The sequence below is a fragment of the Pseudomonas sp. S30_BP2TU TE3576 genome, from assembly GCF_050436025.1.
Classification (GTDB): Bacteria; Pseudomonadota; Gammaproteobacteria; order Pseudomonadales; family Pseudomonadaceae; genus Aquipseudomonas.
On record NZ_JBNDLK010000001.1, the window covers coordinates 1,396,850 to 1,420,148 of the forward strand.

The window sequence follows — 23,299 nt, forward strand, 5'->3', positions numbered from 1 at the left end:
TCAGCGCATTTCCTTTAACAAGCCAGCCGGCTCCACGGTCAGCGAAAACAGCGCGCCATGCCCGACTTCTACGTTGAGCAGTTGCTCTCGCGGCAGCCCGCGAGCTTGTGCCAGCAATAGACGCATCACACCGCCATGGCTGATCAGCAAAATGCGCTCACCGGCACAGGTCGCGTGCAAACGCTCCAGCGCTGCCAGCACCCGCGACGAAAACGCTGTAACCGGCTCACCCTGAGGCGGCGTGAACGAATAAGGATCGGCCCAGAACAACCCCAGGGCCTGCGCGTCGGTTTCCATCAACGCCGCCGCGCTTTGCCCTTCCCAAGCGCCGAAATGCAACTCTTGCAGGTCTTTATCCAGGTGCACCGGCACATCCAATTGCGCCCCAAGCTCTTCGGCAAACCGCGCACAACGCTGCAGCGGCGAACTGACCAATCGATCCCATGGCCCCTGCCCGACTACGGCGGCGCGCATCTGCGTCCAACCCAATTCGGTCAACGCGTCATCGATGCTGCCGCGCAAGCCGCCGCCGAGTTCGGTTTCACCGTGACGCAACAGATCCACGCGCAAGGTCATGCCGGACGATCTGCCACGGCGGCTTCGGCGAAGGTCGCCATCTTCCCGTGCAGGTCGCAAGCCAGACGCAGCAGCGGTACGGCCAGTGCCGCGCCACTGCCTTCGCCAAGACGCAGGCCGAGATCGAGCAACGGCTGCGCATTCAAGGTTTCCAGCACATGGCGATGCCCCGGCTCGGCGCCGCGATGCCCGAACAACAGCCACTGCCGACACTCGGGATTCAAGCGCACCGCAACCAGCGCCGCGACACTGCAAATGAAGCCGTCCACCAGCACCGCGACACCTTCTTGAGCGCAAGCGAGATAGGCACCGACCAGCGCGGCGATCTCAAAACCGCCGAGGTTGAACAACGTCTGCAAGACATCACTACGCTGCGCGCCATGCAATGTCAGGGCGCGCTCGATCACCTGGGCTTTGTGGCTGACACCTTCGGCGTTGAGCCCGGTGCCAGGCCCGGTCAAATGACCTACTGGGCAATCAAGCAGCGCGCACGCCAGGGCGCTGGCGGCGGTGGTGTTACCGATGCCCATTTCGCCACCGATAAACAACTGCGCACCCGAGGCAATTGCCCGCTGCACACTGTCACGGCCGGCCTGCAAGGCAAGTTGCCCCTGGACCTCGGTCATGGCCGGCCCCTGTACAAAATTGGCCGTGCCCGGACCGACGTTCAGGTGGCGCACGCCCGGCAGGTTCAACGACGGCATCACCGTGCCAAGGTCAACCACCTCAAGGGAAGCGCCCAGTTGCCGCGCCAGCACGCTGATCGCGGCACCACCGCTGACGAAGTTGTGCAACATCTGCCCGGTCACTTCCTGGGGAAACGCCGACACGCCCTCGGCGACGACGCCATGGTCACCGGCAAAAATCGCGATCCACACGTGCTCCAGACTCGGCTTGACCCGCCCCTGCAAACCCGCCAGTTGCACCGCCACCGATTCCAGCTGACCGAGGGAGCCGGCCGGTTTTGTCAGTTGCTGTTGCCGCGCCTGCGCTTGTTCGAGCACTTGGGTATCGACCGGCTTGCACGGGTTCAGCCACCAGGATTGAGTCATAACGCATTTCCTTTCAGAGTCAGGGGCAGGCCGGCGACGGTCAGGACGACGCGCTGACAACGCTCAGCCAGAGCTTGATGCAGCCATCCGGCTTCATCGACATAGCGGCGAGTCAATTCGCCCAGCGGCACGACACCCATTCCGGTCTCGTTGCTGACAAAAATGATTTCACCCGGCAACGATGCCAGGCATTCGAGCAGAGCATCCCGCTCGGCTTGCAGGCGCCCGGCATCGTCGAGCATCAGCAGATTGGTCAGCCACAGGGTCAGGCAATCCACCAGCAGGCAGCGGTCGGCGCGAGCGGATTCGCGCAGCACCCGGGCCAGTTCGACGGGTTCTTCGATCAATGCCCATTCGGCAGGACGACGGGCACGGTGATGGGCCACCCGCTCGCTCATTTCTCCGTCCAGTGGCTGGCTGGTGGCGATGTAGGTGACGGCCAGAGCGCTGTCGATGGCGAGCTTTTCAGCCAGGCGACTCTTGCCGGAACGGGCGCCGCCGAGGATCAGTTGGAGCATGGTTACATCCTTTCAAATGGGCGGTGAGGCCACTTCAGTCTTCGCGAGCAAGCCCGCTCCCACATTAGAACGCGGTCAACTGTGGGAGCGGGCTTGCTCGCGAAGAGGCCAGAGCTTTCACCTCAAATCCCGCAGAGCCGCCGCAATAGCCCGGTATCCAGATGCTTCTCCACCAGATCCGCCAGCCGCTCGATATCACGCTCGCGCAAGGCGTGGTAATCCACGGCCTGCACATCCTGCAAACCGGCCCAGCGCAGCAACGCGCTGCACGCCGCCGGCGATTCGAACAGGCCGTGCAGGTAGGTGCCGAAAATCTGCCCGTCAGCACTTTGCGCACCATCACAGCGGCCGTCATCCAGTTGCACGGCGGCGTTTTCCAACGCTGGCCCGGAGGTCACGCCAGCATGAATTTCATAGCCTGATACCGGCGCATCTTCCAGCGCCAGGCGGCCACGCACATTGCGCAGCTGCTTCTCTTGTTCGAGCTGGGTCTGGAACGCCAGCAGACCCAGGCCGGCGCTGGAACCCGGTGTACCTTCGAGGCCCAGGGGGTCATGCACTTGCTCGCCGAGCATCTGCAGGCCACCACAGATCCCCAGCAGTTTTCCGCCATAACGCAGATGCCGGGCGATGGCGGTTTCCCAACCGTTGGCCCGCAGGTGCGCAAGGTCGCTGCGCACACTTTTCGAGCCAGGAAGAATGATCAGGTCGGCGGGGGGAATCGCCTGGCCGGGGCCAATGAATTGCAGGTCTACCTGCGGATGCAGGCGCAGTGGATCGAAATCGGTGTGATTGCTGATGCGCGGCAGCACCGGCACCAGCACTTTCAGCACCTGTTCGGCTTTATCGGTCTGGCGTTGATCGATACCGTCCTCGGCCTCCAGGTGCAGGTCCATCACGTACGGCAGCACACCGATCACCGGTTTGCCGGTGCGCGCTTCAAGCCAGTCGAGACCGGGCTGCAACAACGCGATGTCGCCGCGAAAACGATTGATGACGAACCCTTTGACCCGCGCCTGTTCGCTCGGTGACAGCAGCTCGAGGGTCCCCACCAGATGGGCGAAAACCCCGCCGCGATTGATATCGGCGATCAACACCACCGGGCAATCCACCGCTTCGGCAAAGCCCATGTTGGCGATGTCGCCGGCCCGCAAGTTGATTTCCGCCGGAGAGCCCGCGCCCTCGACCATCACCAGCGGATACGCCGTGCTCAAGCGCTCATGGGAGGCCAGCACCGCTTGCATGGCGATGGTTTTGTAGTCGTGATAGGCGACGGCGTTCATGGTCGTGACGGCTCGGCCATGGATGATCACCTGGGCACCGGTGTCACTGTTGGGCTTGAGCAATACCGGGTTCATGTCGGTGTGCGGTTCGAGGTGTGCGGCCTGGGCCTGTACCGCCTGGGCGCGGCCAATCTCGCCACCATCGGCGGTCACCGCACTGTTGAGGGCCATGTTCTGTGGCTTGAACGGCACCACTCTGACACCCTGACGCGTGACCCAACGGCACAGCGCGGTCACCAGCGTACTTTTACCGGCATCCGATGTGGTGCCCTGCACCATCAGCGTGGTCATTGGTTTTCCTTGGCGAAATCTTCGAACGCCTGCGTCAGTCGCACCCAGGCGATTTCATCACCGGGCAAGCCGAATCGCAGGCTGCTGTTGTGCGTGAACAACCGCAGCAGAATGCCGCGCCGGGCCATGAATTCATGCAGTTCTTCGGCGCGTTCGGTGATCAGCCACTGGAACAGCGCGCAACCGCCTTCGGGCTTGAAGCCGTGTTGTTCCAGCAACGACGCCAGGCGCTCGCTGGCCGCTTCGGTGCGCACCCGTTGCCGCGCCTGCCCTTCGGTATCGCGCAGACAGGCCTGGCCCACTACCCGGGTTGACCCGCTGACGGCCCACGGCCCCACTTGTTCAGCCAGCAGCTTGAGCAACTTGCGCTCGGCCAGCACAAACCCCAGGCGCACACCGGCCAGGCCGAAAAACTTGCCGAACGAGCGCAATACGATCAATCCGACTTGATGGGCAAACGGCGCCAGGCTCAGTTGCGGCGTGTTATCCATGAACGCTTCGTCCACCACCAGCCAGCCACCGCGCTGGGCCAGCCGCGTGTGCCAGTCGAGCAGGCGACTGGGCGTCAGGCTCAGGCCCGTGGGATTGTTCGGATTGACCACCACCAGCACGTCGAGACTGTCGATAAAGAAGTCGACTTCATGCTCCAGCACTTCGCGCACGATGTAGCCGTCGCGACGCCACGCTTCGGCGTGCTCGGCATAACACGGCGACAGCACGCCGACCTTGCCCGCCCGACGCAATCGCGGCAGCAGTTGAATCGCCATTTGCGAGCCAGCCACCGGCAATGCCTGCAAGGTGCCGTAGTAATCGCAGGCGGCCTGCTCCAGACCATCGTCCGCCTCCGGCAAACGGGCCCAGGCCCGCAGCGGAATCTCCGGCACCGGGAACGGCCAGGGCGCAAGGCCCGTCGACAGGTCCAGCCACTCGGCTTCATCTATGCCGTATTCGAGCGCTGCCTTGCGCAATCGTCCACCGTGCTCAAGCATAAAATTCGGCTCCTATGCAGAGAATCAGCAGCCATAACCAGACCCCGCGCTGGACCAACTGCCAGCCCCGGTCAATGGAGTCGGCATCCGCCGGCGCACCTTCACCCAACTGCGGACGCTGATGCAGTTCACCATGATAAATTGCCGCCCCACCCAATTCGACGCCAAGGGCACCCGCCCCTGCCGCCATCACCGGACCGGCGTTCGGGCTGTCCCAGGTCGGCCCCTGGGTGCGCCAGCATTTCAACGCCAGACGGGTTTTACCCAGCAGCGCGTAAGTCAGCGCCACCAGACGCGCAGGAATGTAATTGAGGACGTCGTCGATCTTTGCCGCCGCCCAGCCGAAGCGTTCGAATCGCTCGTTGCGATAGCCCCACATCGCATCCAGCGTATTGCTCAGACGGTAGAGCACCACGCCCGGCGCGCCGGCCACGGCAAACCAGAACAACGCCGCGAACACCGCATCGCTGCCGTTTTCCAGTACCGACTCGGTGGCGGCACGGGCGACTTCGGTTTTATCCAGATCACTGGTTTTACGACTGACCAGATAACTCACGCGTTTGCGTGCTTCATCAAGATCATCCCCGCGCAAGGCCGTGGCTACAGGCGTGACATGCTCACCGAGGCTGCGCATGCCCAGGGCGCTATAGAGCGCGAGAATCTCGACGATCCAGCCAACGTACGGCGCCCAGGAGAATGCCGTGACCAACAGCACCAGCGGCAGCACGGCGATCACCCACGCGGTGACGCCATGGCTGCGCCAGCCTCGACCGCCGCCGTTGAAACGTTGCTCGATGCGCTCGGCAAAACGGCCGAACGCCACCAGCGGATGCCAGCGCTTGGGCTCGCCCAGCAGCGCATCCAGCGCAACCGCGGCGACACTCAACAACGCCATACTCATTGACTCACTCCCCAAAAGTTTTCGTACAGCAATTCCTGCAGCGGACGCGCCTGCGCCCAGCCTTCGAGTACCAGCATCGGCGCCGGATAGAACTCCCTCACCGGCCCCAGGCACAGCACCGCCAGCGGTTTGGCTCCGGGTGGCAACTTCAACAGATCGGCCAGGGCTTGCGGCTCGAACAGCGACACCCAGCCCATGCCCAGCCCTTCCACGCGGGACGCCAGCCACAGGTTCTGGATCGCACAGGACAACGAAGCCATGTCCATTTCCGGCAAGGTGCGGCGCCCGAAGACATGCCGCTCGCGGTCGTCCATCAGTGCGGCGACCAGCACCTCGGCGCAATCGCTGATACCTTCAACCTTGAGCTTCATGAACTCATCGCTGCGCTCGCCGAGAGCCTCGGCGGTGCGAATGCGCTCTTCTTCCACCAGGGCCTGGATTTGCCCACGCAAGGCGCGATCGCTGATGCGGATGAAGCGCCAAGGCTGCATCAAGCCCACGCTCGGCGCCTGATGCGCGGCCTCGAGCAGACGTCGCAGCAATTCGGGCTCGACCGTACCGCCGCTGAAGTGGCGCATGTCGCGGCGTTCAGCGATGGCGCGGTAGACCGCTGCGCGCTCGACTTCGGAGAATGCGTTGTCGGTCATGGCCTCTTCGCGGGCAAGCCCGCTCCCACATTTAAAAGTGAGCTGTTTGAAGAAACGCGATCCCCTGTGGGAGCGGGCTTGTTCGCGAAAGCGGCCTCAAGGCTCGGCGCAAACAGCGCGGCAATCGCCGTGGGATTGGACGGAAAATAAAAGTGCACGTAGGAGGCGGTCATCCGCCCGTCACGGTAAACCGCCTCTGCTCCACGCCCGCCGTTAGGGCTCGTGCCACGGGCAATCGGCACCCGTTCAGTAGTGGTCAGCGAATGGTGATAGGTGTGCCCGCGCAGCGAACCTTCCGGCAGTTCCACCGCTTGCAACGCCAGCGCTGCCAGACGCTTTTGCATGACCGCATCGCCGGCCAGCAAGCCAACGAGTTCGGCACGAGTGCCCTCGACATCGGTCAGGGCGTCGAGCAGATACAGCATGCCGCCACACTCGGCGAGCAAGGGTTTGCCGGCGGCGTGGTGCGCGCGGATCGCCTCGAGCATCGCGGTGTTTTGTGCCAGTGCGACATGGTGCAGTTCCGGGTAACCACCCGGCAGATACAGGCTGTCCGCCTCCGGCAACGCACTGTCGCGGATCGGCGAAAAGAACGACAGCTCGGCACCCATCGCCCGCAGCAAATCCAGGCTCGCGCCGTAGGTGAACGCAAAGGCTTCGTCACGGGCGACAGCAATGCGCACACCGGCCAGCAGCGGTTCGACGACGATGGCATCGGGGGCGGCAAACTCGACTGCCGGTGGCAGCGCGACCTCGCAACTGCTGGCCAGGGCATCGGCTGCCGCATCGAGGCGCAGGTCAAGATCGTTCAACTCACTGGCTTGCACCAGCCCCAGGTGTCGGCTCGGCAATTCGATCCCGGTTTCCCGGGACAGCGCGCCGTACCAGCGCAAACCTTCCGTCAGGCTGCCTTCGAGCAGTTGCGCGTGGCGCAGCGTGCCGACACGATTGGCCAGCACCCCGGCGAACGGCAAGTCCGGCTGATAACGCGCCAGCCCCAAGGCCAGTGCGCCAAAGGTCTGGGCCATGGCGGTGCCATCGATCACACCCAGCACCGGCACACCGAAATGTCGCGCCAGATCGGCGCTCGACGGCGTGCCGTCGAACAGCCCCATGACGCCTTCGATAAGGATCAGGTCGGCTTCAGCGGCGGCTTCCCACAGCAGCCGGCGACTTTCCTGCTCGCCGACCATCCACATGTCCAGTTGATACACCGGCGCACCGCTGGCACGTTCGAGGATCATCGGATCGAGAAAGTCCGGACCGCACTTGAATACGCGAACCTTGCGCCCCTGATTGCGATGCAATCGGGCCAGCGCCGCGGTGACGGTGGTCTTGCCCTGGCCGGAGGCCGGCGCGGCAATCAGTACCGCCGGGCAATGACGAGGCGTGTTCACAGCTCGACGCCTTTCTGCGCTTTGATCCCGGCCTGGAAGGCGTGTTTGATCATGCCCATTTCGGTGACAGTGTCGGCCATCTCGATCATTTCCGGTTTGGCGGCACGACCGGTGACCACCACGTGTTGCATCGGCGGTCGGGCCTGCAGGTCGCTGAGCACCTGATCGAGATCGAGGTAGCCGTGCTTGAGGGCGATGTTCAGCTCATCCAGCACCACCAGACCGATGGACGGATCGCGCAACAGTTCCCGGGACACCGCCCAGGCGGCTTCGGCGGCGGCGATATCGCGCTGACGATCCTGGGTTTCCCAGGTAAAACCTTCGCCCATCACGTGAAAGCGCACCTGCTCGGGAAAGCGTCGGAAGAACAACTCTTCGCCCGTACTGTTGCGGCCCTTGATGAACTGCACTACGCCGCATTGCATACCGTGCCCCATGGCGCGGGCGAGCATGCCGAAGGCCGAACTGCTCTTGCCTTTACCGTTGCCGGTCAGCACCAGCAACAGGCCGCACTCGTTCGGCGAATTGGCGATGCGCTCGTCGATCACGGCTTTTTTGCGCTGCATGCGCGCCAGGTGGCGTTCGTCACGATCGGGGGTATCAGTCATGGGGGAGCTCTCCGTTGAGGCTGGAATAACGGCGGGCAGGCACAACAATAGAAGGCAAAAAGCCTGGCATCGCCCACCGTGATGCCGCTGGATGAATCAGGCCGGTCTCCGGGCTCATGAGTGGCCGCGGGGCCAGACTGTGCGCCTTCCCGCATCAAATCGACACAGTGGCACCAGACACAGTTTTCACTCATTTACCGTTGCGGGGGCAGCGCCGGAATTGCGGGCCTTCGACTAGAAGAAGAACTCACTCACCGGCTTCCCTGTTTCACTCTGTCGACCCAAGCCACAGAGCACCTGAAACAAGCCGCGAAGGTTAGAGGGTTGGGGGTGGAGCGTCAATTAAAGCCGGGAGGCCACCTGCCGAATAACTGCTGTCAATCAATAAACTGACGCCAATCTTGTGCCACGCTCTCAGCAGTGATATCAAAGAGCCACAACCCCACAACACAATAACAAGGGTGAGCCCATGCAAGGCATGATCATCAGCAATCCAAAGCTGGAATTCCTGCGCCCGGTGCTCGAGCACTGGTTCGAATGCATCGACCGCTATAACGCCGTCCGCGGTGATGGCGACACACCGTACTGGCACGACGAAAAAGCCAATCTCGGATTGCTGTCTGCCGCAGCCTGGATGGCCGAGATGGTCACGCTGCAACAGACACCAACCCGTAAACAGACCGAAGAAGGCGAACGCAACAGCCGCGCCGACCTGTTCCTCGCCTCGCCCGAAACCCGCGCCTACATCCAGACCAGCCAGCGCTGGCCACGGGTCAACAGTCTCAATCTGACCCAGGCCCTGCTCGATATCGCCAGCGACGCAAAGCGAGTGAGCCATGCCAGCGACCTGAAGCTCGGCTGCCTGTTCGTCGCCCCGCAAAAAGCCCAGCAAGGCGCCACGCCGGAAGAACTCCAGGACATGGTCGACGACCTGCAGAAGGAACACACCTGCGCTGTGGCCTGGTATTTCCCTTACGCCTATCGCAAGTTGCGCAACGAAGCCGGCAACTATCACCCCGGCATTGCGGTTCTGTTCAAGGAAGCACGCGGCTAAGGGTTGAACCATCGGATGGCTATGCTTCTCTATGATTAGAACAAGGCATTCATAGGGAACATCAGCATGCGCACGCCCCCGCTCGTTCTCGTTATCGCGCTCTGCGGAGGGCTCGCCGCTTGTGGCGAGACCTCCAGGCTGCAAGTCTCCGACGGCACCGGCCCGTCACCTCAACTACCAGAACCCAACAAGACCCTGGTTCCGACCGTGAACATTGCACCTGCCATTGGCTGGCCGGAGGGTGCAAAGCCCATCGCTGCCAATGGCACCCAAGTGGCCGCTTTTGCCGAACACCTGGATCACCCGCGCTGGCTTTATGTGCTGCCCAATGGCGATGTGCTGGTGGCGGAAACCGCCGCACCACCCAAACCCGAAGACGGTAATGGCATTCGCGGTTGGGTCATGAAGAAAGTCATGGGGCGTGCCGGCTCTACCGTGCCCAGCCCGAACCGCATCACGTTGCTACGGGACAAGGATCACGACGGCATCGCGGAAACCCGAACCGTGTTTTTGGAAAACCTCAACTCGCCGTTTGGCATGACACTGGTCGGCAAAAATCTGTACGTTGCCAATACTGATCGCTTGTTGCGATTCCACTATGAAACCGGCGACACGGCGATCAAGTCGCAACCCGTCAAAGTGGTCGATTTGCCCGGCGGCCCGCTGAACCACCACTGGACCAAAAACGTCATCGCCAGCAAGGACGGCAGCAAGCTCTACGTCACCGTGGGCTCCAACAGCAACGTCGCCGAATACGGCATGGACAAGGAAGAAGGTCGCGCAGCGATCTGGGAAGTGGATCGTGCCACCGGCCAGCATCGCATATTCGCCTCCGGCCTGCGCAATCCCAACGGCATGGCGTGGGAACCGCACAGTGGCGCGCTGTGGACCGCGGTCAACGAACGGGATGAAATCGGCAGCGACCTGGTGCCGGACTACATCACCTCGGTGAAGGACGGCGGGTTCTATGGCTGGCCGTTCAGTTACTACGGGCAGCATGTCGACATTCGCGTCGAGCCGCAAAACCCGGACCTGGTGGCCAAGGCCATTGCCCCGGACTACGCGCTCGGCCCGCACACGGCATCCCTTGGCCTGACCTTCGCCGAAAACAGCAAGCTGCCGGCGCCTTTCACGCAAGGGGCATTCATCGGTCAGCACGGCTCGTGGAACCGCAAACCCCACAGCGGCTACAAAGTGATTTTCGTGCCGTTCAGCACCGGCAAACCTGTGGGAAAACCGGTTGACGTGCTCACCGGCTTCCTCAACGACAAGGAACAAGCGATGGGTCGCCCGGTAGGCGTGGTGATCGACCAGCAAGGCGACCTGCTGGTGGCCGATGATGTGGGGAACAAGGTGTGGCGGGTTTCGGCGGCTAAATAAACGCCCAACTGCCAACCTCTACCCAATGTGGGAGCGGGCTTGCTCGCGAAGGCGTCATAACATTCAACATCAATGTTGACTGTCAATCAGCTTTCGCGAGCAAGCCCGCTCCCACAGGGTTCAGCGTTTGCGACAGAGAGTGAGCCCATCACCCAACGGCAACAACGACAGATCCACCCGCGCATCGTCTTTCAAGGCTCGGTTGAGCGCCTGGATCGCTCGGGTGTCTGCACTCTCGGGACTGGCCTCGAGTACGCGCCCGCTCCACAGGGTGTTATCGAATACCGCCAGCCCTGCGACCCGCAGCAAACGCAGGGCGTGTTCCAGATAACCTGGGTAGTTGGCCTTGTCGGCATCGATGAATACCAGGTCGAACGACTCGCCCTGCCCTTGTCGCTCAAGCTCGGCCAGGGTTTCCAGTGCCGGAGCCAGACGCAGGTCAATCCGCCCGGCGAGCCCTGCTTCTTGCCAGTACCGTCGCGCGATGGCGTTGTAGTCGCCGGCGATATCACAGCAAATCAGCGAACCGTCAGCGGGTAATGCTGCCGCCATGCACAGCGCGCTGTAACCGGTAAAGGTGCCGACCTCGAGCAAGCGCCTCGCCCCTGTCAGCTTCACCAGCAAAGCGAGAAACTGTCCCTGCTCGGGCGCCACCTGCCAACGCGCCATCGGCAGCGCCTGGGTCTCATCGCGCAAGCGCTTGAGCAGTGGCGTTTCGCGCAGGGAAACATCGAGCAGGTATTGGTACAGGGCATCGTCGAGATTGAGCGTGCGAGCAGTCATGACAACCAGCTCCGGAAGTTATGGATTGCGCGCCAAATGTTCAGGCTGCAGAACACGTTTTGCGCTCAGATAAGCCTTTTGCCAATAGGCTTTGGACAGGCTATCGAGCTTCACAGTGCCGCCGGTGGCTGGTGCGTGGACGAAACGTCCTTCTCCCACGTAGATACCGGCATGACTGACCTGGGAACCACCATTGGTGGCGAAGAAAATCAGGTCACCGGTTTGCAGGCCTTCCTTGCCCACACTCGCCGCTTGCATCGAGATCATCTCGCGAGTGGTGCGCGGCAAGGAAATGCCGGCGACATCGCGGTACACGTAAGCGATCAAACCACTGCAATCAAATCCGGAATCCGGCGTGTTGCCACCCCAGCGATAAGGTGTACCCACCAGGCCGAGCGCACGAAACAGCACGTCTTCCGCCTCGGGCGAAAAAGCTTGTGAGGAGCCAAATACGATGGGAGCGCGAACCACCGGCGCAGGAGGCGGTGTGCGGCTGGCGCAGGCACTGAGCAGCGCGGCGAAGAACATGATTGCGAGGCGAGCCGACGTCGTCATAAGCAGAGCATCCTGATCAGGCTGCGGCGTTTTTCCTGCCGGGAGTGCAGAAAAGAAAACCGCCTGCGCGTGACGCAGGCGGTTTGCCATCATTAATACATCAGGATTCTAGCGGCTATGCTGCAAACTTCAAGTAAGACTTTAAGTTCGCCTTATAAAGTGTCCGCTTATTTACGTGCGGTAACGATTGGCGAGGCGTTGGGTGCCATTGCCAGGGCGCGCTTGGCTTCGATGAAGGTCTTGCTCCAGTAGCTGTCGCCCAGGCTATCGATTCGCACACCACCGCTACGGCGGCTGCTGGAGTGGATGAACTGGTTGTCACCCAGGTAGATCCCGGCATGACTGACACGGCCGCGACGACCATTGGTTGCGAAGAACAGCAGGTCGCCCGGTTCCAGCTTGCTGCGCGAGACCAGCGGAGCGTCCACGTTGATCATTTCGCGGGTGGAGCGTGGCAGGTTCATGCCCGCTTCTTCGCGGAACAGGTAGCCGATGAAACCGCTGCAATCGAAGCCGGCTTCAGAAGTACCGCCGAAACGGTAACGGGTACCGATCAGGGACATGCCACGTTCGAGGATGCTGTCGGCCAGGACCGGAAGCTGGTAGGACTTGCCACCGGCGAAGTCTGCGAGCTCTTTTTCGGTAGCCAGTTCTTCCTGGTAAAAAGCGGAAGATTGGGCAGTAGCGGAGTTTTGAACCTGCTGTTGCTGCTCTTGCTGAGACACCGGAGTGTGGGCAGCGCAACCGAACAACAGGGTAACGAGTGCGAGAGGCACGAGGGGTGCGAAGCGATTTAGCATGGGCACGACCGTGGCTGAAGGTTGTAAAGAAGCCGAGACTATGCCCGCTATCAACCTCATTTGCAAATTCAATCGATGTTTTTGTGACTTTCCGATTTCTCGTTTACATCTAAGCGCTTAAGCCCATTTTGAAACATACACGCAGCCTGCAACCGTGCAGGAAAGCGGGTTTTCTGGCGTCTGAAATATGCCAAAACCCGTCAGAGCCCCAGTTCAAGCGGGTTCTACCAGCCCAGGGTTTCTTTCAAAAACGGGATTGTCAGCTTGCGCTGAGCCTGAAGGGAGGCCTGATCGAGACGCTCAAGCAGCTCGAACAGCGCACTCATGCTGCGGGTACCGCGAGTCAAAATAAAATGCCCGACTTCGTCGGTCAGGTGTAAACCACGACGGGAAGCGCGCAATTGCAGGGCACGCAATTTGTCCTCGTCGGAGAGCGGACGCATCTGGAAGATCAAGGCCAGGGTCAGGCGCGATTTGAGGTCCGCCAGCTTCACCGGTAACTCGCGGGGGGATGTCGACGCGGCAATCAGCAACCGTCGGCCGCTGTCACGCAAGCGATTGAACAGATGGAACAGCGCCTCTTCCCAATCCGCTCGCCCGGCAACCACTTGCAAATCATCCAGGCAGACCAGTTCGTACTGTTCGAGGTTGTCGAGAATTTCGATACCGCGATCGAGTAACTCGGCCAACGGCAGGTACACCGCCGGCTCACCCAACTGTTCAAAACGCAAGCAAGCGGCCTGCAACAGATGCGTGCGCCCTACCCCGTCCTTGCCCCAGAGGTAAATCAGGCTCTCGGTCCACCCGGCGTCGGCTTCGCACAGCCGCTCGACATAGCCGAGTGCAGCGGCATTGGCGCCTGGGTAGTAGTTGATAAAGGTGGCGTCGTCACGCAGACGCACACCTAGGGGCAGCTGAATCGGTTTCATGCTGACTGAACAGTTCCAAAGGAACCGTTAGTGGCCTCTGTGTAAAGTTTGCGAAGTTTATACCCGTGAAGCGGACCGCACAATGCGACAGACCACAAGCAAAATCAAAGGTTTGCGTTAACACACTGGTTTTGTGACAGTTTCTTTGGCGGTGCATGTGACCGTCGCGTGAAACAAGCAGGCTGATCTGGCACGAACCCCGGCAGCCCGCCATCGCCAATCGACGCCCCTTATAGCTCCGGCTCGTCGACACCTCCGTAAATTTCAGAATCCTTATACAAATCATGCACATGGCGCACAAGCACCATGATCACCGCCGCGACCGGCAACGCCAGAAGCACGCCAGTAAAGCCAAACAGCTCACCACCCGCCATAATCGAGAAAATCACCGCCACCGGGTGCAGGCCAATCCGGTCACCGACCAGCAACGGCGTCAGCACCATACCCTCCAGTGCCTGGCCGACCATGAACACCGCGACAATGCCGAGCATCGGGTAAAGATCGCCACCGAACTGGAATAACCCCGCAATCAGCGCCGCGCCAATACCGATGATAAACCCCATATACGGCACGATCGCCGCCAGACCGGCAATCAGGCCAATCAACAAGCCCAGCTCCAACCCGACCAGCATCAAGCCTGCCGCGTAGATCACCCCCAAGGCCACCATCACCAGCAACTGTCCGCGAACGAACGCGCCGAGCACTTCATGGCATTCACCTGCCAGCAATACCGCGCGCTCTTCACGTTCGCGGGGCAGCAGGCTGCGGATCTTGGCCATCATCAAATCCCAATCCCGCAACAGGTAGAAACTCACCACCGGAATCAACACCAGATTCGCCAACCAGCCAATCAACGCCAACCCCGAGGCAGTGGCATGACTCAGCACCACACCGACAACATCGGTGGTCTGACTCACATGCTCGCTGATGGCGGCCTTGAGCTTGTCGAACTTCCAGAAACCTTCCGACAAGCCGAACTTCGATTGTGCCCAAGGCAACGCCGTGTGCTGTAGCCAGTCGAGCATCTGCGGGGCCAGCTCATACAGACGAAACAACTGCCTGGCGAGCAGTGGCACCAATACCAACAGCAGCGCGGTGAGGATCAAAGTAAATAGCGTAAACACCGCCACTACACCCCAGGTTCGAGACAAACCCACCTTCTCCAGTCGATCCACCAGCGGGTCGAACAGATAGGCCAACAACAGCGCCACCAGGAACGGCGTCAGGATCGGATGCAACAACCAGACAAACGCACAAAGCAGGACCAACCCGCCGAGCCAGAACCAACGCCGCGTATCGGCCATGAACCACTCCATTGCTTCTATATAAAGAAAGAAAAACTACCAGCGAAAACGCAGTTGCGGGGTTGGGGGCGGTGCTGCGGCGGGCACCGAACCGCCGGTGGCAGGCTGAACAGGCGCTGCCGGGGCAGGTGCCTGACCCGCCGGCGCCTCCTGGAGCCTCGCCAGCGACAGTTGTGCACGCAGCTGTTCGACGCTGCCATTGACCCGGTAGAGAATCCGGTCGCCCTCGACACTTTGCACGCGCCCGCCAAAGGGCTCCAGTAAACGCCCGAGGGACGCGTAGTGCTCAAGATTCATGCCTTGCACTTCCAGCAATTGCTCACTCGAAGCACCCGGCCTGGCGACAAACCGCGGCGCCAGGCGCTCGCTGACTGCCAGCATCACCGCATCGGCCACGGCAGCCTGATCGGCGCCCTGCACGCTGCCAGCCTCTTTCTGATCGCCCAGCCACAGACGCCACTTGGCCTGCCATTGCCCGCCCTCTTCCCGGGCGTGTACCGCGAGCAATGCGTCGGCGCTGTAGCGTTCCGATGCAGCATGCAAAGGCGCAGGATCTGCGCCCTCCAGATTTGGCGCGGTGGCAACGATCTGTTCGTTCAGGTCCGCCAATGGCAGGCGCAATGGCAAGCCACGGTGCTGGGCAGCCCGACGCAGCGGCGCCGCGCTGGCCTGGCCGTCGCCCACCAGGCTTGATCCCTCAGTGGAATCATTCAACCACCAGCCGAGGATCGACGGCCGATTGGCCCCCCACATAGCCAGGCCGGCACGGCGCAAGGCCTGCTCGGTGGTGCCTGGATCGAAATCGACTTTCAGCACTTCCGGCGGCCCGGCATCAAAGCCATATTGGCTGATGATCTGTTGCGGGTCTTTGCGAACCGCTGCCAGCCCGGGGTTTTGTGCCGCCTTCGGGTCACCCGTCAGGCGCAACACCAATGTATCCAGCGCCCGCTGAGTCGCCTGGTCGCGTTCCTCGGGCGACTGGCCATTCACCGGCTCGCGCACCTGGTAAAGGCCTTTGACGGTTTCGGCGTGACTGACCAGGCTGACCAATGACAAACAACCCACAAACAAGAATTTACAAAAACGCATGGAGGATTCCTGACGACAAGAGCGGCTGGAACAGACCGCATGAAGACGATCGAGCAAGGCTGTGACCACTGCCCGACGCAAAACATTCACACGTTCCGGGTAAGTTTTCGCACTGTCATAACGATAGACGGTTAATCGCGATACCTTATACAGCCATGCAGGATGCCACCGACACCGCGCATTAACGGTTTTTTTTGAACGGATATGGCCCTGCTGTCGGCCTGAGGATGGCCGCTGCGGCTCAAGCCTGATAAAATCGCGCGCCTTCGCAGACCGGCAACAGCCGGGTAGTGTCCGAATAGCGCGCATGGTTCTCGCCTACGCAGTTTCGGCGCTCCCGACGGACTCGGTCGTTACCCAGAAATCCCCCCCTAAAGGCCTGGATCATGAGCAAGCAACCCTCCCTGAGCTACAAGGACGCCGGTGTAGACATCGACGCCGGTGAAGCATTGGTCGAACGCATCAAGAGCGTCGCCAAGCGCACTGCGCGCCCGGAAGTCATGGGCGGCCTGGGCGGTTTCGGCGCCCTCTGCGAAATCCCGGCCGGCTACAAGCAGCCCGTGCTGGTTTCCGGTACTGACGGCGTCGGCACCAAGCTGCGCCTGGCACTGAACCTGAACAAGCACGACAGCATCGGCATCGACCTGGTTGCCATGTGCGTCAACGACCTGGTGGTGTGCGGTGCCGAGCCGCTGTTTTTCCTCGACTACTACGCCACCGGCAAACTCAACGTCGACACCGCTGCCCAGGTTGTGACCGGCATCGGCGCTGGCTGCGAACTGTCGGGTTGCTCGCTGGTTGGCGGCGAAACCGCTGAAATGCCGGGCATGTACGAAGGCGAAGACTACGACCTGGCCGGTTTCTGCGTCGGCGTCGTGGAAAAGTCCGAAATCATCGACGGTTCCAAGGTCGCTGCCGGCGATGCCCTGCTCGCCCTGCCGTCTTCCGGCCCGCACTCGAACGGCTACTCGCTGATCCGCAAGATCATCGAAGTCTCCGGCGTCGACATCGAAAACACCCAGCTCGACGGCAAGCCGCTGACTGACCTGCTGATGGCCCCGACCCGCATCTACGTGAAGCCGCTGCTCAAGCTGATCAAGGAAACCGGCGCTGTCAAAGCCATGGCCCACATCACCGGTGGCGGCCTGCTGGACAACATCCCTCGCGTTCTGCCAAAAGGCGCGCAGGCTGTGGTTGACGTGGCCAGCTGGAGCCGCCCGGCTGTGTTCGACTGGCTGCAAGAGAAAGGCAACGTCGACGAGAACGAAATGCACCGCGTGCTGAACTGCGGCGTGGGCATGGTCATCTGCGTGGCTCAAGAGCACGTTGAAACCGCGCTGAACGTCCTGCGTGAAGCCGGCGAACAGCCTTGGGTCATCGGCCAGATCTCCACCGCGGCCGAAGGCGCAGCCCAGGTTGAACTGAAGAACCTCAAGGCTCATTGATGTCCCAGACCTGTGATGTGGTGGTGCTGTTGTCCGGCACCGGCAGTAACTTGCAGGCCCTGATCGACAGCACGCGGACCGGCGACAGCCCGGTCCGCATCGCTGCGGTGATTTCCAACCGCGCCGACGCCTACGGCCTGCAACGCGCCAGGGACGCGGGTATCGACACCCGCACCCTGGATCACAAGGCTTTCGACGGCCGCGAAGCCTTCGACGCCGCGCTGATCGAACTGATCGACGCCTTCAACCCCAAACTCGTGGTACTGGCCGGATTCATGCGCATTCTCAGCGCTGGCTTCGTACGCCACTATCAGGGTCGCCTGCTCAATATCCATCCCTCGCTGCTACCCAAATACAAAGGGTTACACACTCATGAGCGAGCGCTGGAGGCTGGCGACACCGAGCATGGCTGCTCCGTGCACTTCGTCACCGAGGAACTCGATGGCGGACCACTGGTCGTACAAGCTGTAATACCGGTAGAGTTACAGGATTCGCCGCAGAGTCTGGCGCAGCGGGTCCATGTTCAGGAACACCTGATCTACCCGATGGCCGTACGCTGGTTTGCCGAAGGTCGTCTGGCCCTCGGCGAGCAAGGTGCTTTACTGGATGGACAGTTACTCGCGGCCAGCGGCCACTTGATTCGAAACTAGGAGATTTTATGCGTCGCGCCCTGCTCTTCGCTTGCGCTCTGCTCGCCTTGCCCTTCGCCCAGGCGGCAGACCTTCAACCTTTCTCCGCCAGCTACACCGCCGACTGGAAACAGTTGCCCATGAGTGGCACTGCCGAACGCAGCCTCGAAAAAACCAGCGACGGCAAATGGAAACTGAGTTTCAAGGCGTCGATGATGATCGCCAGCCTGACCGAAGAAAGCACCCTGACCCTGGACAAGGACACCCTACTGCCGCAGTCGTACCACTTCGAACGTGGTGGTCTGGGCAAGGCGAAAAAGGCTGATCTGGATTTCGACTGGAACGCCAAGATGGTCACCGGCACCGATCGTGGCGATCCGGTCAAGGTTCCACTGAACCGCGGCATGGTCGACAAGTCCACCTACCAACTGGCGCTGCAACACGATGTCGCCGCCGGCAAAAAGACCATGAGCTATCAAGTGGTCGACGGCGGTGAAGTCGACACCTACGACTTCCGCGTGCTGGGCTCGGAAAAAGTCGACACCAAGGCCGGCCAGATCGATGCGATCAAGGTTGAGCGCGTGCGCGACCCGACGCAAAGCAAACGCATCACCGTGATGTGGTTCGCCAAGGACTGGGATTACCTGCTGGTCCGCCTGCAACAGGTCGAAAACGACGGCAAGGAGTACAACATCATGCTCCTGGACGGCACGGTCAACGGCAAGGCCGTCAAAGGCAGCTGATCCGGATCGATACCATGAAGCCCCGCCACGGCGGGGCTTTTTTGTGGGCTCGAAAATTGGAACACTCGACAAGCGCAATGGCTCTATACCTTCAAGGTCTTTTTTGATCGAATGAGTTTTCCTGTCGCCTGCGAGGTTTCCCATGACTGTCACCGTCAACACTGTCTCTGCCGAAGGTTTTCGCCACAGCGTACAAATCGATGACCACGAACTCTTCGCCGACGTGCCCGTCACGGCGGGCGGTGAAGGCTCGGCGCCGGAACCGCACGATTATTTCGATGCCGCGCTGGGTGCCTGTAAAGCCCTGACCCTGAAGCTGTATGCCAGGAAGAAGGACATCCCGTTGACCGGTGTCGGCGTCGAGGTCAAGCGCGATAACAGCCAGGAACAGAAAGGCAAATACGCGCTGCACGTCAAACTGACCCTCAAGGGCGTGCTCACCGACGCCCAGCGCGACGAACTGCACCGCGTGGCCGATCGCTGCCCGATCCACAAGCTGATGACCACGTCTGAAGTCAGCATCGAAACGCATTTGTCCGAAGGTGCGTTCAGCCAATAGCGGCAAGGGCTGCGCAAGCGGGTTATGCTCGAACGCATTACCCGCTCAGCCTGGAACGCACCATGAACACTCCACTCGTGATTCGCCCCCGCACCGAAGATGTCGAAGGCCAGCCAATTCTGCGTCCACTGCCATCGGCCAAGTGCCGCAGCGTCGGGCCATTCGTGTTCTTCGATCACATGCTGGAAACCCGTTATCCGCCGGGCAAAGGCATGAACATCCGCCAGCATCCGCACATTGGCCTGTCCACCCTCACTTATTTGTTCGAGGGGCAGATCCAGCACAAGGACAGCCTCGGTTCCGATCAAGTGGTCGGGACTGGCGATGTCAGCTGGATGACGGCCGGCAGCGCCATTGCCCACGTGGAACGCACGCCTGAGGCCCTCAAAGAAAGCGGTTTCACGATGCACGGTCTGCAGATCTGGCTGGCCTCGCCCAAGGATAAAGAACAAGGTCCGGGGCATTACAGCCACCATCCGGCTTCCACATTGCCGGTCAGCGAAAACCTGGGGGTGAAGATTCGCATGATTGCCGGGTCAGGCTTTTGCCTGGAATCACCGGTGCCGGTGCTTTCTCCTACGCTGTACGCGGAATTGCACCTGCAAACGGCGACGACATTGCTGATTCCTACCGAGCATGAAGAGCGTGCGCTGTATGTATTGAGCGGCGAAGTGCAACTGGATGGCGAGCCGATAGAGCCGTACTCGCTGGTGGTATTGCCTGTCGGGGAGGAGATGACTCTGTTTGCTGAAAGCGACAGTCACGCGGTGTTGTTTGGCGGCGCAGCACTGGACGGGCCACGGCGGATCAACTGGAATTTCGTCGCGAGCGATCCGGCAGCGATTGATGAAGCGCGCCGACGCTGGGCGGCCGGGGACTGGCCGACGGTGCCGGGGGAAGTTGAGAGGATCGAATTGCCCTGAGATTTTAGTTGCCCGTGGAACCGCCTTCGCGAGCAAGCCCGCTCCCACATTTGAACGCGACCAAATGTGGGAGCGGGCTTGCTCGCGATGAGGCCGGCACTCACACCGACCAAATCACGATCAACCCTTGAACACTTCATCCAACAAGTTATGCATCGACGTGAACGCCCGAGCAGCGATCTTCGCGTCATACATCATCATGCCCGGTACCTTGGCATGCGGGTCGGTGAACGAATGGAACGCACCGCCGTAGCTCAGTAACTGCCAGTCCACACCGGCCGCGTTCATTTCCTCTTCGAACGCTGGCAACTGCTCCTTCGGCACCAGTGGATCAGAGGCGCCATGAAGTACCAGCACCTTACCCTTGATATTCTTCGCATCGGCCGGATTCGGCGTGTCCAGCGTGCCGTGGAACGATACCGCAGCTTTCACCGGCGCACCGGTACGGGCGAACTCCAGGGCACAGCAGCCTCCGAAGCAGAAACCGTAGGTCGCCAGTTTCGAAGTATCGACCGCCACCTCGCCCTGACTCTGCAACTGTTCGAACGCCGCCTGCATGCGCTTGCGCAGCAATGCGCGGTCATTCTTCAACGGCATCATTGCCGCGCCTGCCTCGTCATTGTTCGTCGGACGAACCGATTGACCGTAAAGATCTGCGATCAGCACCACATAACCCTTGGATGCCACCGACTTGGCGATCTCTTCGGCACCAGCGCTGACGCCCATCCAGTTCGGCGCCATCAACAAACCCGGGCGCGGGCCTTTATGGTCGGCATCGAAGGCCAGACGGCTTTCGTAAGCCTGGCCATCAATCTGATAGGCAACGGAACGTACAGTGATTTGGCTCATTTCTGACTCCTGATTTTTTAACACCAGAATGAAAAAACCCGCCGAAGCGGGTTTTTCTACAACACGGTCAAGCCGACAGTTCGACCAACAGCTTGTTCAGACGGCGCACATACGCCGCCGGGTCTTTCAAGCTGTCGCCGGCCGCCAGGGCCGCCTGATCGAAGAGGATGTGCGACAGGTCGCCGAAGCGCTCGTCGCTCTGCTCGTTGTCGAGCTTCTCGATCAGCGGGTGAGCCGGGTTGAATTCGAAGATCGGCTTCGAATCCGGAACCTTCTGGCCGCTAGCTTCGAGGATCTGGCGCATCTGCAAGCCCAGGTCCTGCTCGCCGATGGCCAGGATCGCCGGCGAATCGGTCAGGCGATGGGACACCCGAACTTCCGCAACGGATTCGCCCAGCGCGGTCTTCAGACGTTCAACCAGACCTTCTTTAGCCTTGGCGACTTCTTCCGCAGCCTTCTTGTCCTCTTCCGAGTCCAGGTTGCCGAGGTCCAGGTCACCGCGCGCCACGTCGACAAAGCTCTTGCCGTCGAAGTCGCTGAGGTAGCTCATCAGCCACTCGTCGATGCGATCGGTCAGCAGCAGCACTTCGATGCCTTTCTTGCGGAAGACTTCCAGGTGCGGGCTGTTCTTGACCTGCGCGTAGGTTTCGCCGGTCAGGTAGTAGATCTTGTCCTGACCTTCCTTGGCGCGCGCCAGGTACTCGACCAGGCCAACAACCTGCTCGCCATCGTCGCCATGGGTCGAGGCGAAACGCAGCAGGCCGGCGATTTTTTCCTTGTTGGCGAAATCTTCTGCCGGGCCTTCTTTCATGACCTGACCGAAGTTTTTCCAGAAGCCCTTGTATTGCTCAGGCTCGTTCTTCGCCAGTTTTTCCAGCATGTCCAGCACGCGCTTGGTCAGCGCCGACTTCATGGAATCGATGATCGGGTCTTTCTGCAGGATTTCCCGCGATACGTTCAGCGACAGGTCGTTGGAATCGACCACGCCCTTGATGAAGCGCAGGTACAACGGCAGGAAGGACTCAGCCTGATCCATGACGAACACGCGCTGCACGTACAGTTTCAGGCCTTTCGGCGCTTCACGCTGGTACAGGTCGAACGGTGCACGGCTCGGCACGTACAGCAGCGAGCTGTATTCCAGCTTGCCTTCGACCTTGTTGTGGCTCCAGCTCAGTGGGTTTTCGAAGTCGTGCGCGATGTGCTTGTAGAACTCCTGGTATTCCTCGTCCTTGATCTCGGTACGCGGACGGGTCCACAGGGCGCTGGCGCGGTTGACGGTTTCCCATTCAACGGCCGGCTTCTCTTCGCCCTCGGTGGCTGCCACTTCTTTCGGCAACTCGATCGGCAAGGCGATGTGGTCGGAGTACTTCTTGATGATGTTGCGCAGGCGCCAGCCATCGGCGAACTCGTCTTCACCGGACTTCAGGTGCAGGACGATGCGAGTGCCGCGCTCGGCCTTGTCGATGGTCGCAACTTCGAAGTTACCTTCGCCCTTGGACGACCAGTGCACGCCTTCGCTGGCAGCGCTGCCGGCACGACGGCTGAACACATCGACTTTGTCGGCGACGATGAAAGCGGAGTAGAAACCGACACCGAACTGGCCGATCAGGTGCGAGTCTTTCTTCTGGTCGCCGGTCAGGTGCTTCATGAAATCGGCGGTGCCGGATTTGGCGATGGTCCCCAGGTGGGTGATCGCGTCTTCGCGGCTCATGCCGATACCGTTGTCTTCGAGGGTGACGGTTTTAGCGTCCTTGTCGAAGCTCACGCGGATTTTCAGTTCGGCACCACCTTCCAGCAGCTCTGGCTTGGCCAGGGCTTCGAAACGTAATTTGTCGACAGCGTCAGAGGCGTTCGAGATCAATTCGCGAAGGAAAATTTCCTTGTTGGAATACAGCGAATGGATCATGAGGTGCAACAGTTGCTTCACCTCGGTCTGGAAGCCCAGGGTTTCCTTTTGAGTTTCCACACTCATGGTCATCAAACTCCAATCAGATG

At 60.9% G+C, this 23,299-nt stretch carries 24 protein-coding genes and 1 riboswitch; of the genes, 7 read left to right on the forward strand and 17 right to left on the reverse strand.

What is annotated here, in order from left to right:
* The 9 genes from cobC to cobO form a co-directional block, all read right to left on the reverse strand.
* On the reverse strand, positions 1 to 576 hold the full coding sequence (gene cobC, locus ABIA48_RS06315; protein WP_429487431.1) for an alpha-ribazole phosphatase family protein: 576 nt from the start codon (positions 574 to 576) through the stop codon (positions 1 to 3).
* The gene (gene cobT / locus ABIA48_RS06320; RefSeq protein ID WP_429487432.1) at positions 573 to 1,628 is read right to left on the reverse strand and encodes a nicotinate-nucleotide--dimethylbenzimidazole phosphoribosyltransferase; all 1,056 of its coding nucleotides are present in this window, start codon (positions 1,626 to 1,628) and stop codon (positions 573 to 575) included. Before cobT ends, cobC begins: the two co-directional genes overlap by 4 nt.
* Entirely contained in the window at positions 1,625 to 2,146 is a 522-nt protein-coding gene (gene cobU / locus ABIA48_RS06325) for a bifunctional adenosylcobinamide kinase/adenosylcobinamide-phosphate guanylyltransferase (RefSeq protein ID WP_429487433.1), read from the reverse strand. Before cobU ends, cobT begins: the two co-directional genes overlap by 4 nt.
* A 122-nt stretch (positions 2,147 to 2,268) precedes the next feature.
* Complete coding sequence (locus ABIA48_RS06330; RefSeq protein ID WP_007984520.1) at positions 2,269 to 3,720, reverse strand: cobyric acid synthase; 1,452 nt, start codon at positions 3,718 to 3,720, stop codon at positions 2,269 to 2,271.
* Positions 3,717 to 4,709: a threonine-phosphate decarboxylase CobD gene (gene cobD / locus ABIA48_RS06335; RefSeq protein ID WP_429487434.1), complete on the reverse strand. Its 993-nt coding sequence runs from the start codon at positions 4,707 to 4,709 to the stop codon at positions 3,717 to 3,719. Before cobD ends, ABIA48_RS06330 begins: the two co-directional genes overlap by 4 nt.
* Complete coding sequence (gene cbiB, locus ABIA48_RS06340; protein ID WP_429487435.1) at positions 4,702 to 5,610, reverse strand: adenosylcobinamide-phosphate synthase CbiB; 909 nt, start codon at positions 5,608 to 5,610, stop codon at positions 4,702 to 4,704. The genes cobD and cbiB overlap by 8 nt, the downstream gene beginning before the upstream one ends.
* Positions 5,607 to 6,257: a 5,6-dimethylbenzimidazole synthase gene (gene bluB / locus ABIA48_RS06345; RefSeq protein ID WP_007984535.1), complete on the reverse strand. Its 651-nt coding sequence runs from the start codon at positions 6,255 to 6,257 to the stop codon at positions 5,607 to 5,609. The genes cbiB and bluB overlap by 4 nt, the downstream gene beginning before the upstream one ends.
* A complete protein-coding gene (locus ABIA48_RS06350; RefSeq protein ID WP_429487436.1) occupies positions 6,254 to 7,654 on the reverse strand; it encodes a cobyrinate a,c-diamide synthase in 1,401 nt (466 codons plus the stop codon). Before ABIA48_RS06350 ends, bluB begins: the two co-directional genes overlap by 4 nt.
* Positions 7,651 to 8,262: a cob(I)yrinic acid a,c-diamide adenosyltransferase gene (gene cobO, locus ABIA48_RS06355; RefSeq protein WP_007984541.1), complete on the reverse strand. Its 612-nt coding sequence runs from the start codon at positions 8,260 to 8,262 to the stop codon at positions 7,651 to 7,653. The genes ABIA48_RS06350 and cobO overlap by 4 nt, the downstream gene beginning before the upstream one ends.
* 82 nt (positions 8,263 to 8,344) lie before the next feature.
* A riboswitch (cobalamin riboswitch) is annotated at positions 8,345 to 8,578 on the reverse strand.
* 153 nt (positions 8,579 to 8,731) lie between these two features.
* Between cobO and ABIA48_RS06360 the strand changes: the two genes are divergently transcribed.
* Both ABIA48_RS06360 and ABIA48_RS06365 read left to right on the forward strand, forming a co-directional pair.
* The gene (locus ABIA48_RS06360) at positions 8,732 to 9,316 is read left to right on the forward strand and encodes a hypothetical protein (RefSeq protein WP_429487437.1); all 585 of its coding nucleotides are present in this window, start codon (positions 8,732 to 8,734) and stop codon (positions 9,314 to 9,316) included.
* 66 nt (positions 9,317 to 9,382) lie between these two features.
* Positions 9,383 to 10,696 carry a PQQ-dependent sugar dehydrogenase gene (locus ABIA48_RS06365; RefSeq protein WP_429487438.1) on the forward strand — a complete coding sequence of 438 codons (1,314 nt, stop codon included), beginning with the start codon at positions 9,383 to 9,385 and terminating at the stop codon, positions 10,694 to 10,696.
* A gap of 120 nt (positions 10,697 to 10,816) precedes the next feature.
* Here ABIA48_RS06365 and ABIA48_RS06370 read toward each other — a convergent pair whose 3' ends face one another.
* The 6 genes from ABIA48_RS06370 to ABIA48_RS06395 form a co-directional block, all read right to left on the reverse strand.
* Positions 10,817 to 11,479 (reverse strand): class I SAM-dependent methyltransferase, encoded by a 663-nt coding sequence (locus tag ABIA48_RS06370; RefSeq protein ID WP_429487439.1) that lies wholly within the window; start codon positions 11,477 to 11,479, stop codon positions 10,817 to 10,819.
* Between the two features lie 18 nt (positions 11,480 to 11,497).
* The gene (locus tag ABIA48_RS06375) at positions 11,498 to 12,034 is read right to left on the reverse strand and encodes a C40 family peptidase (protein WP_007984549.1); all 537 of its coding nucleotides are present in this window, start codon (positions 12,032 to 12,034) and stop codon (positions 11,498 to 11,500) included.
* Between the two features lie 167 nt (positions 12,035 to 12,201).
* Positions 12,202 to 12,834, reverse strand: coding sequence for a C40 family peptidase (locus tag ABIA48_RS06380; protein ID WP_429487440.1), 633 nt, complete (start codon positions 12,832 to 12,834; stop codon positions 12,202 to 12,204).
* A 224-nt stretch (positions 12,835 to 13,058) separates the two neighbouring features.
* Entirely contained in the window at positions 13,059 to 13,763 is a 705-nt protein-coding gene (hda, locus tag ABIA48_RS06385; RefSeq protein ID WP_007984552.1) for a DnaA regulatory inactivator Hda, read from the reverse strand.
* A 230-nt stretch (positions 13,764 to 13,993) separates the two neighbouring features.
* Positions 13,994 to 15,067: an AI-2E family transporter gene (locus tag ABIA48_RS06390; protein ID WP_429487441.1), complete on the reverse strand. Its 1,074-nt coding sequence runs from the start codon at positions 15,065 to 15,067 to the stop codon at positions 13,994 to 13,996.
* A 36-nt stretch (positions 15,068 to 15,103) separates the two neighbouring features.
* On the reverse strand, positions 15,104 to 16,156 hold the full coding sequence (locus tag ABIA48_RS06395; RefSeq protein WP_429487442.1) for a DUF2066 domain-containing protein: 1,053 nt from the start codon (positions 16,154 to 16,156) through the stop codon (positions 15,104 to 15,106).
* Positions 16,157 to 16,542: 386 nt separating this feature from the next.
* Between ABIA48_RS06395 and purM the strand changes: the two genes are divergently transcribed.
* The 5 genes from purM (at position 16,543) to ABIA48_RS06420 (ending at position 20,455) form a co-directional block, all read left to right on the forward strand.
* The gene (gene purM, locus ABIA48_RS06400; RefSeq protein WP_429487443.1) at positions 16,543 to 17,601 is read left to right on the forward strand and encodes a phosphoribosylformylglycinamidine cyclo-ligase; all 1,059 of its coding nucleotides are present in this window, start codon (positions 16,543 to 16,545) and stop codon (positions 17,599 to 17,601) included.
* Positions 17,601 to 18,251 (forward strand): phosphoribosylglycinamide formyltransferase, encoded by a 651-nt coding sequence (gene purN, locus ABIA48_RS06405; protein ID WP_310064773.1) that lies wholly within the window; start codon positions 17,601 to 17,603, stop codon positions 18,249 to 18,251. Before purM ends, purN begins: the two co-directional genes overlap by 1 nt.
* An 8-nt stretch (positions 18,252 to 18,259) precedes the next feature.
* Entirely contained in the window at positions 18,260 to 18,973 is a 714-nt protein-coding gene (locus ABIA48_RS06410) for a DUF3108 domain-containing protein (protein WP_429487444.1), read from the forward strand.
* A gap of 142 nt (positions 18,974 to 19,115) precedes the next feature.
* Entirely contained in the window at positions 19,116 to 19,532 is a 417-nt protein-coding gene (locus ABIA48_RS06415) for an OsmC family protein (protein WP_429487445.1), read from the forward strand.
* A gap of 62 nt (positions 19,533 to 19,594) precedes the next feature.
* Positions 19,595 to 20,455, forward strand: coding sequence for a pirin family protein (locus ABIA48_RS06420; RefSeq protein WP_429487446.1), 861 nt, complete (start codon positions 19,595 to 19,597; stop codon positions 20,453 to 20,455).
* Positions 20,456 to 20,575: 120 nt separating this feature from the next.
* On the opposite strand, the gene ABIA48_RS06425 is transcribed toward ABIA48_RS06420, so the two are convergent.
* Positions 20,576 to 21,304: a dienelactone hydrolase family protein gene (locus tag ABIA48_RS06425; RefSeq protein ID WP_429487447.1), complete on the reverse strand. Its 729-nt coding sequence runs from the start codon at positions 21,302 to 21,304 to the stop codon at positions 20,576 to 20,578.
* Between the two features lie 67 nt (positions 21,305 to 21,371).
* On the reverse strand, positions 21,372 to 23,276 hold the full coding sequence (gene htpG, locus ABIA48_RS06430; protein WP_429487448.1) for a molecular chaperone HtpG: 1,905 nt from the start codon (positions 23,274 to 23,276) through the stop codon (positions 21,372 to 21,374).
* Between the last annotated feature and the right edge of the window lie 23 nt (positions 23,277 to 23,299).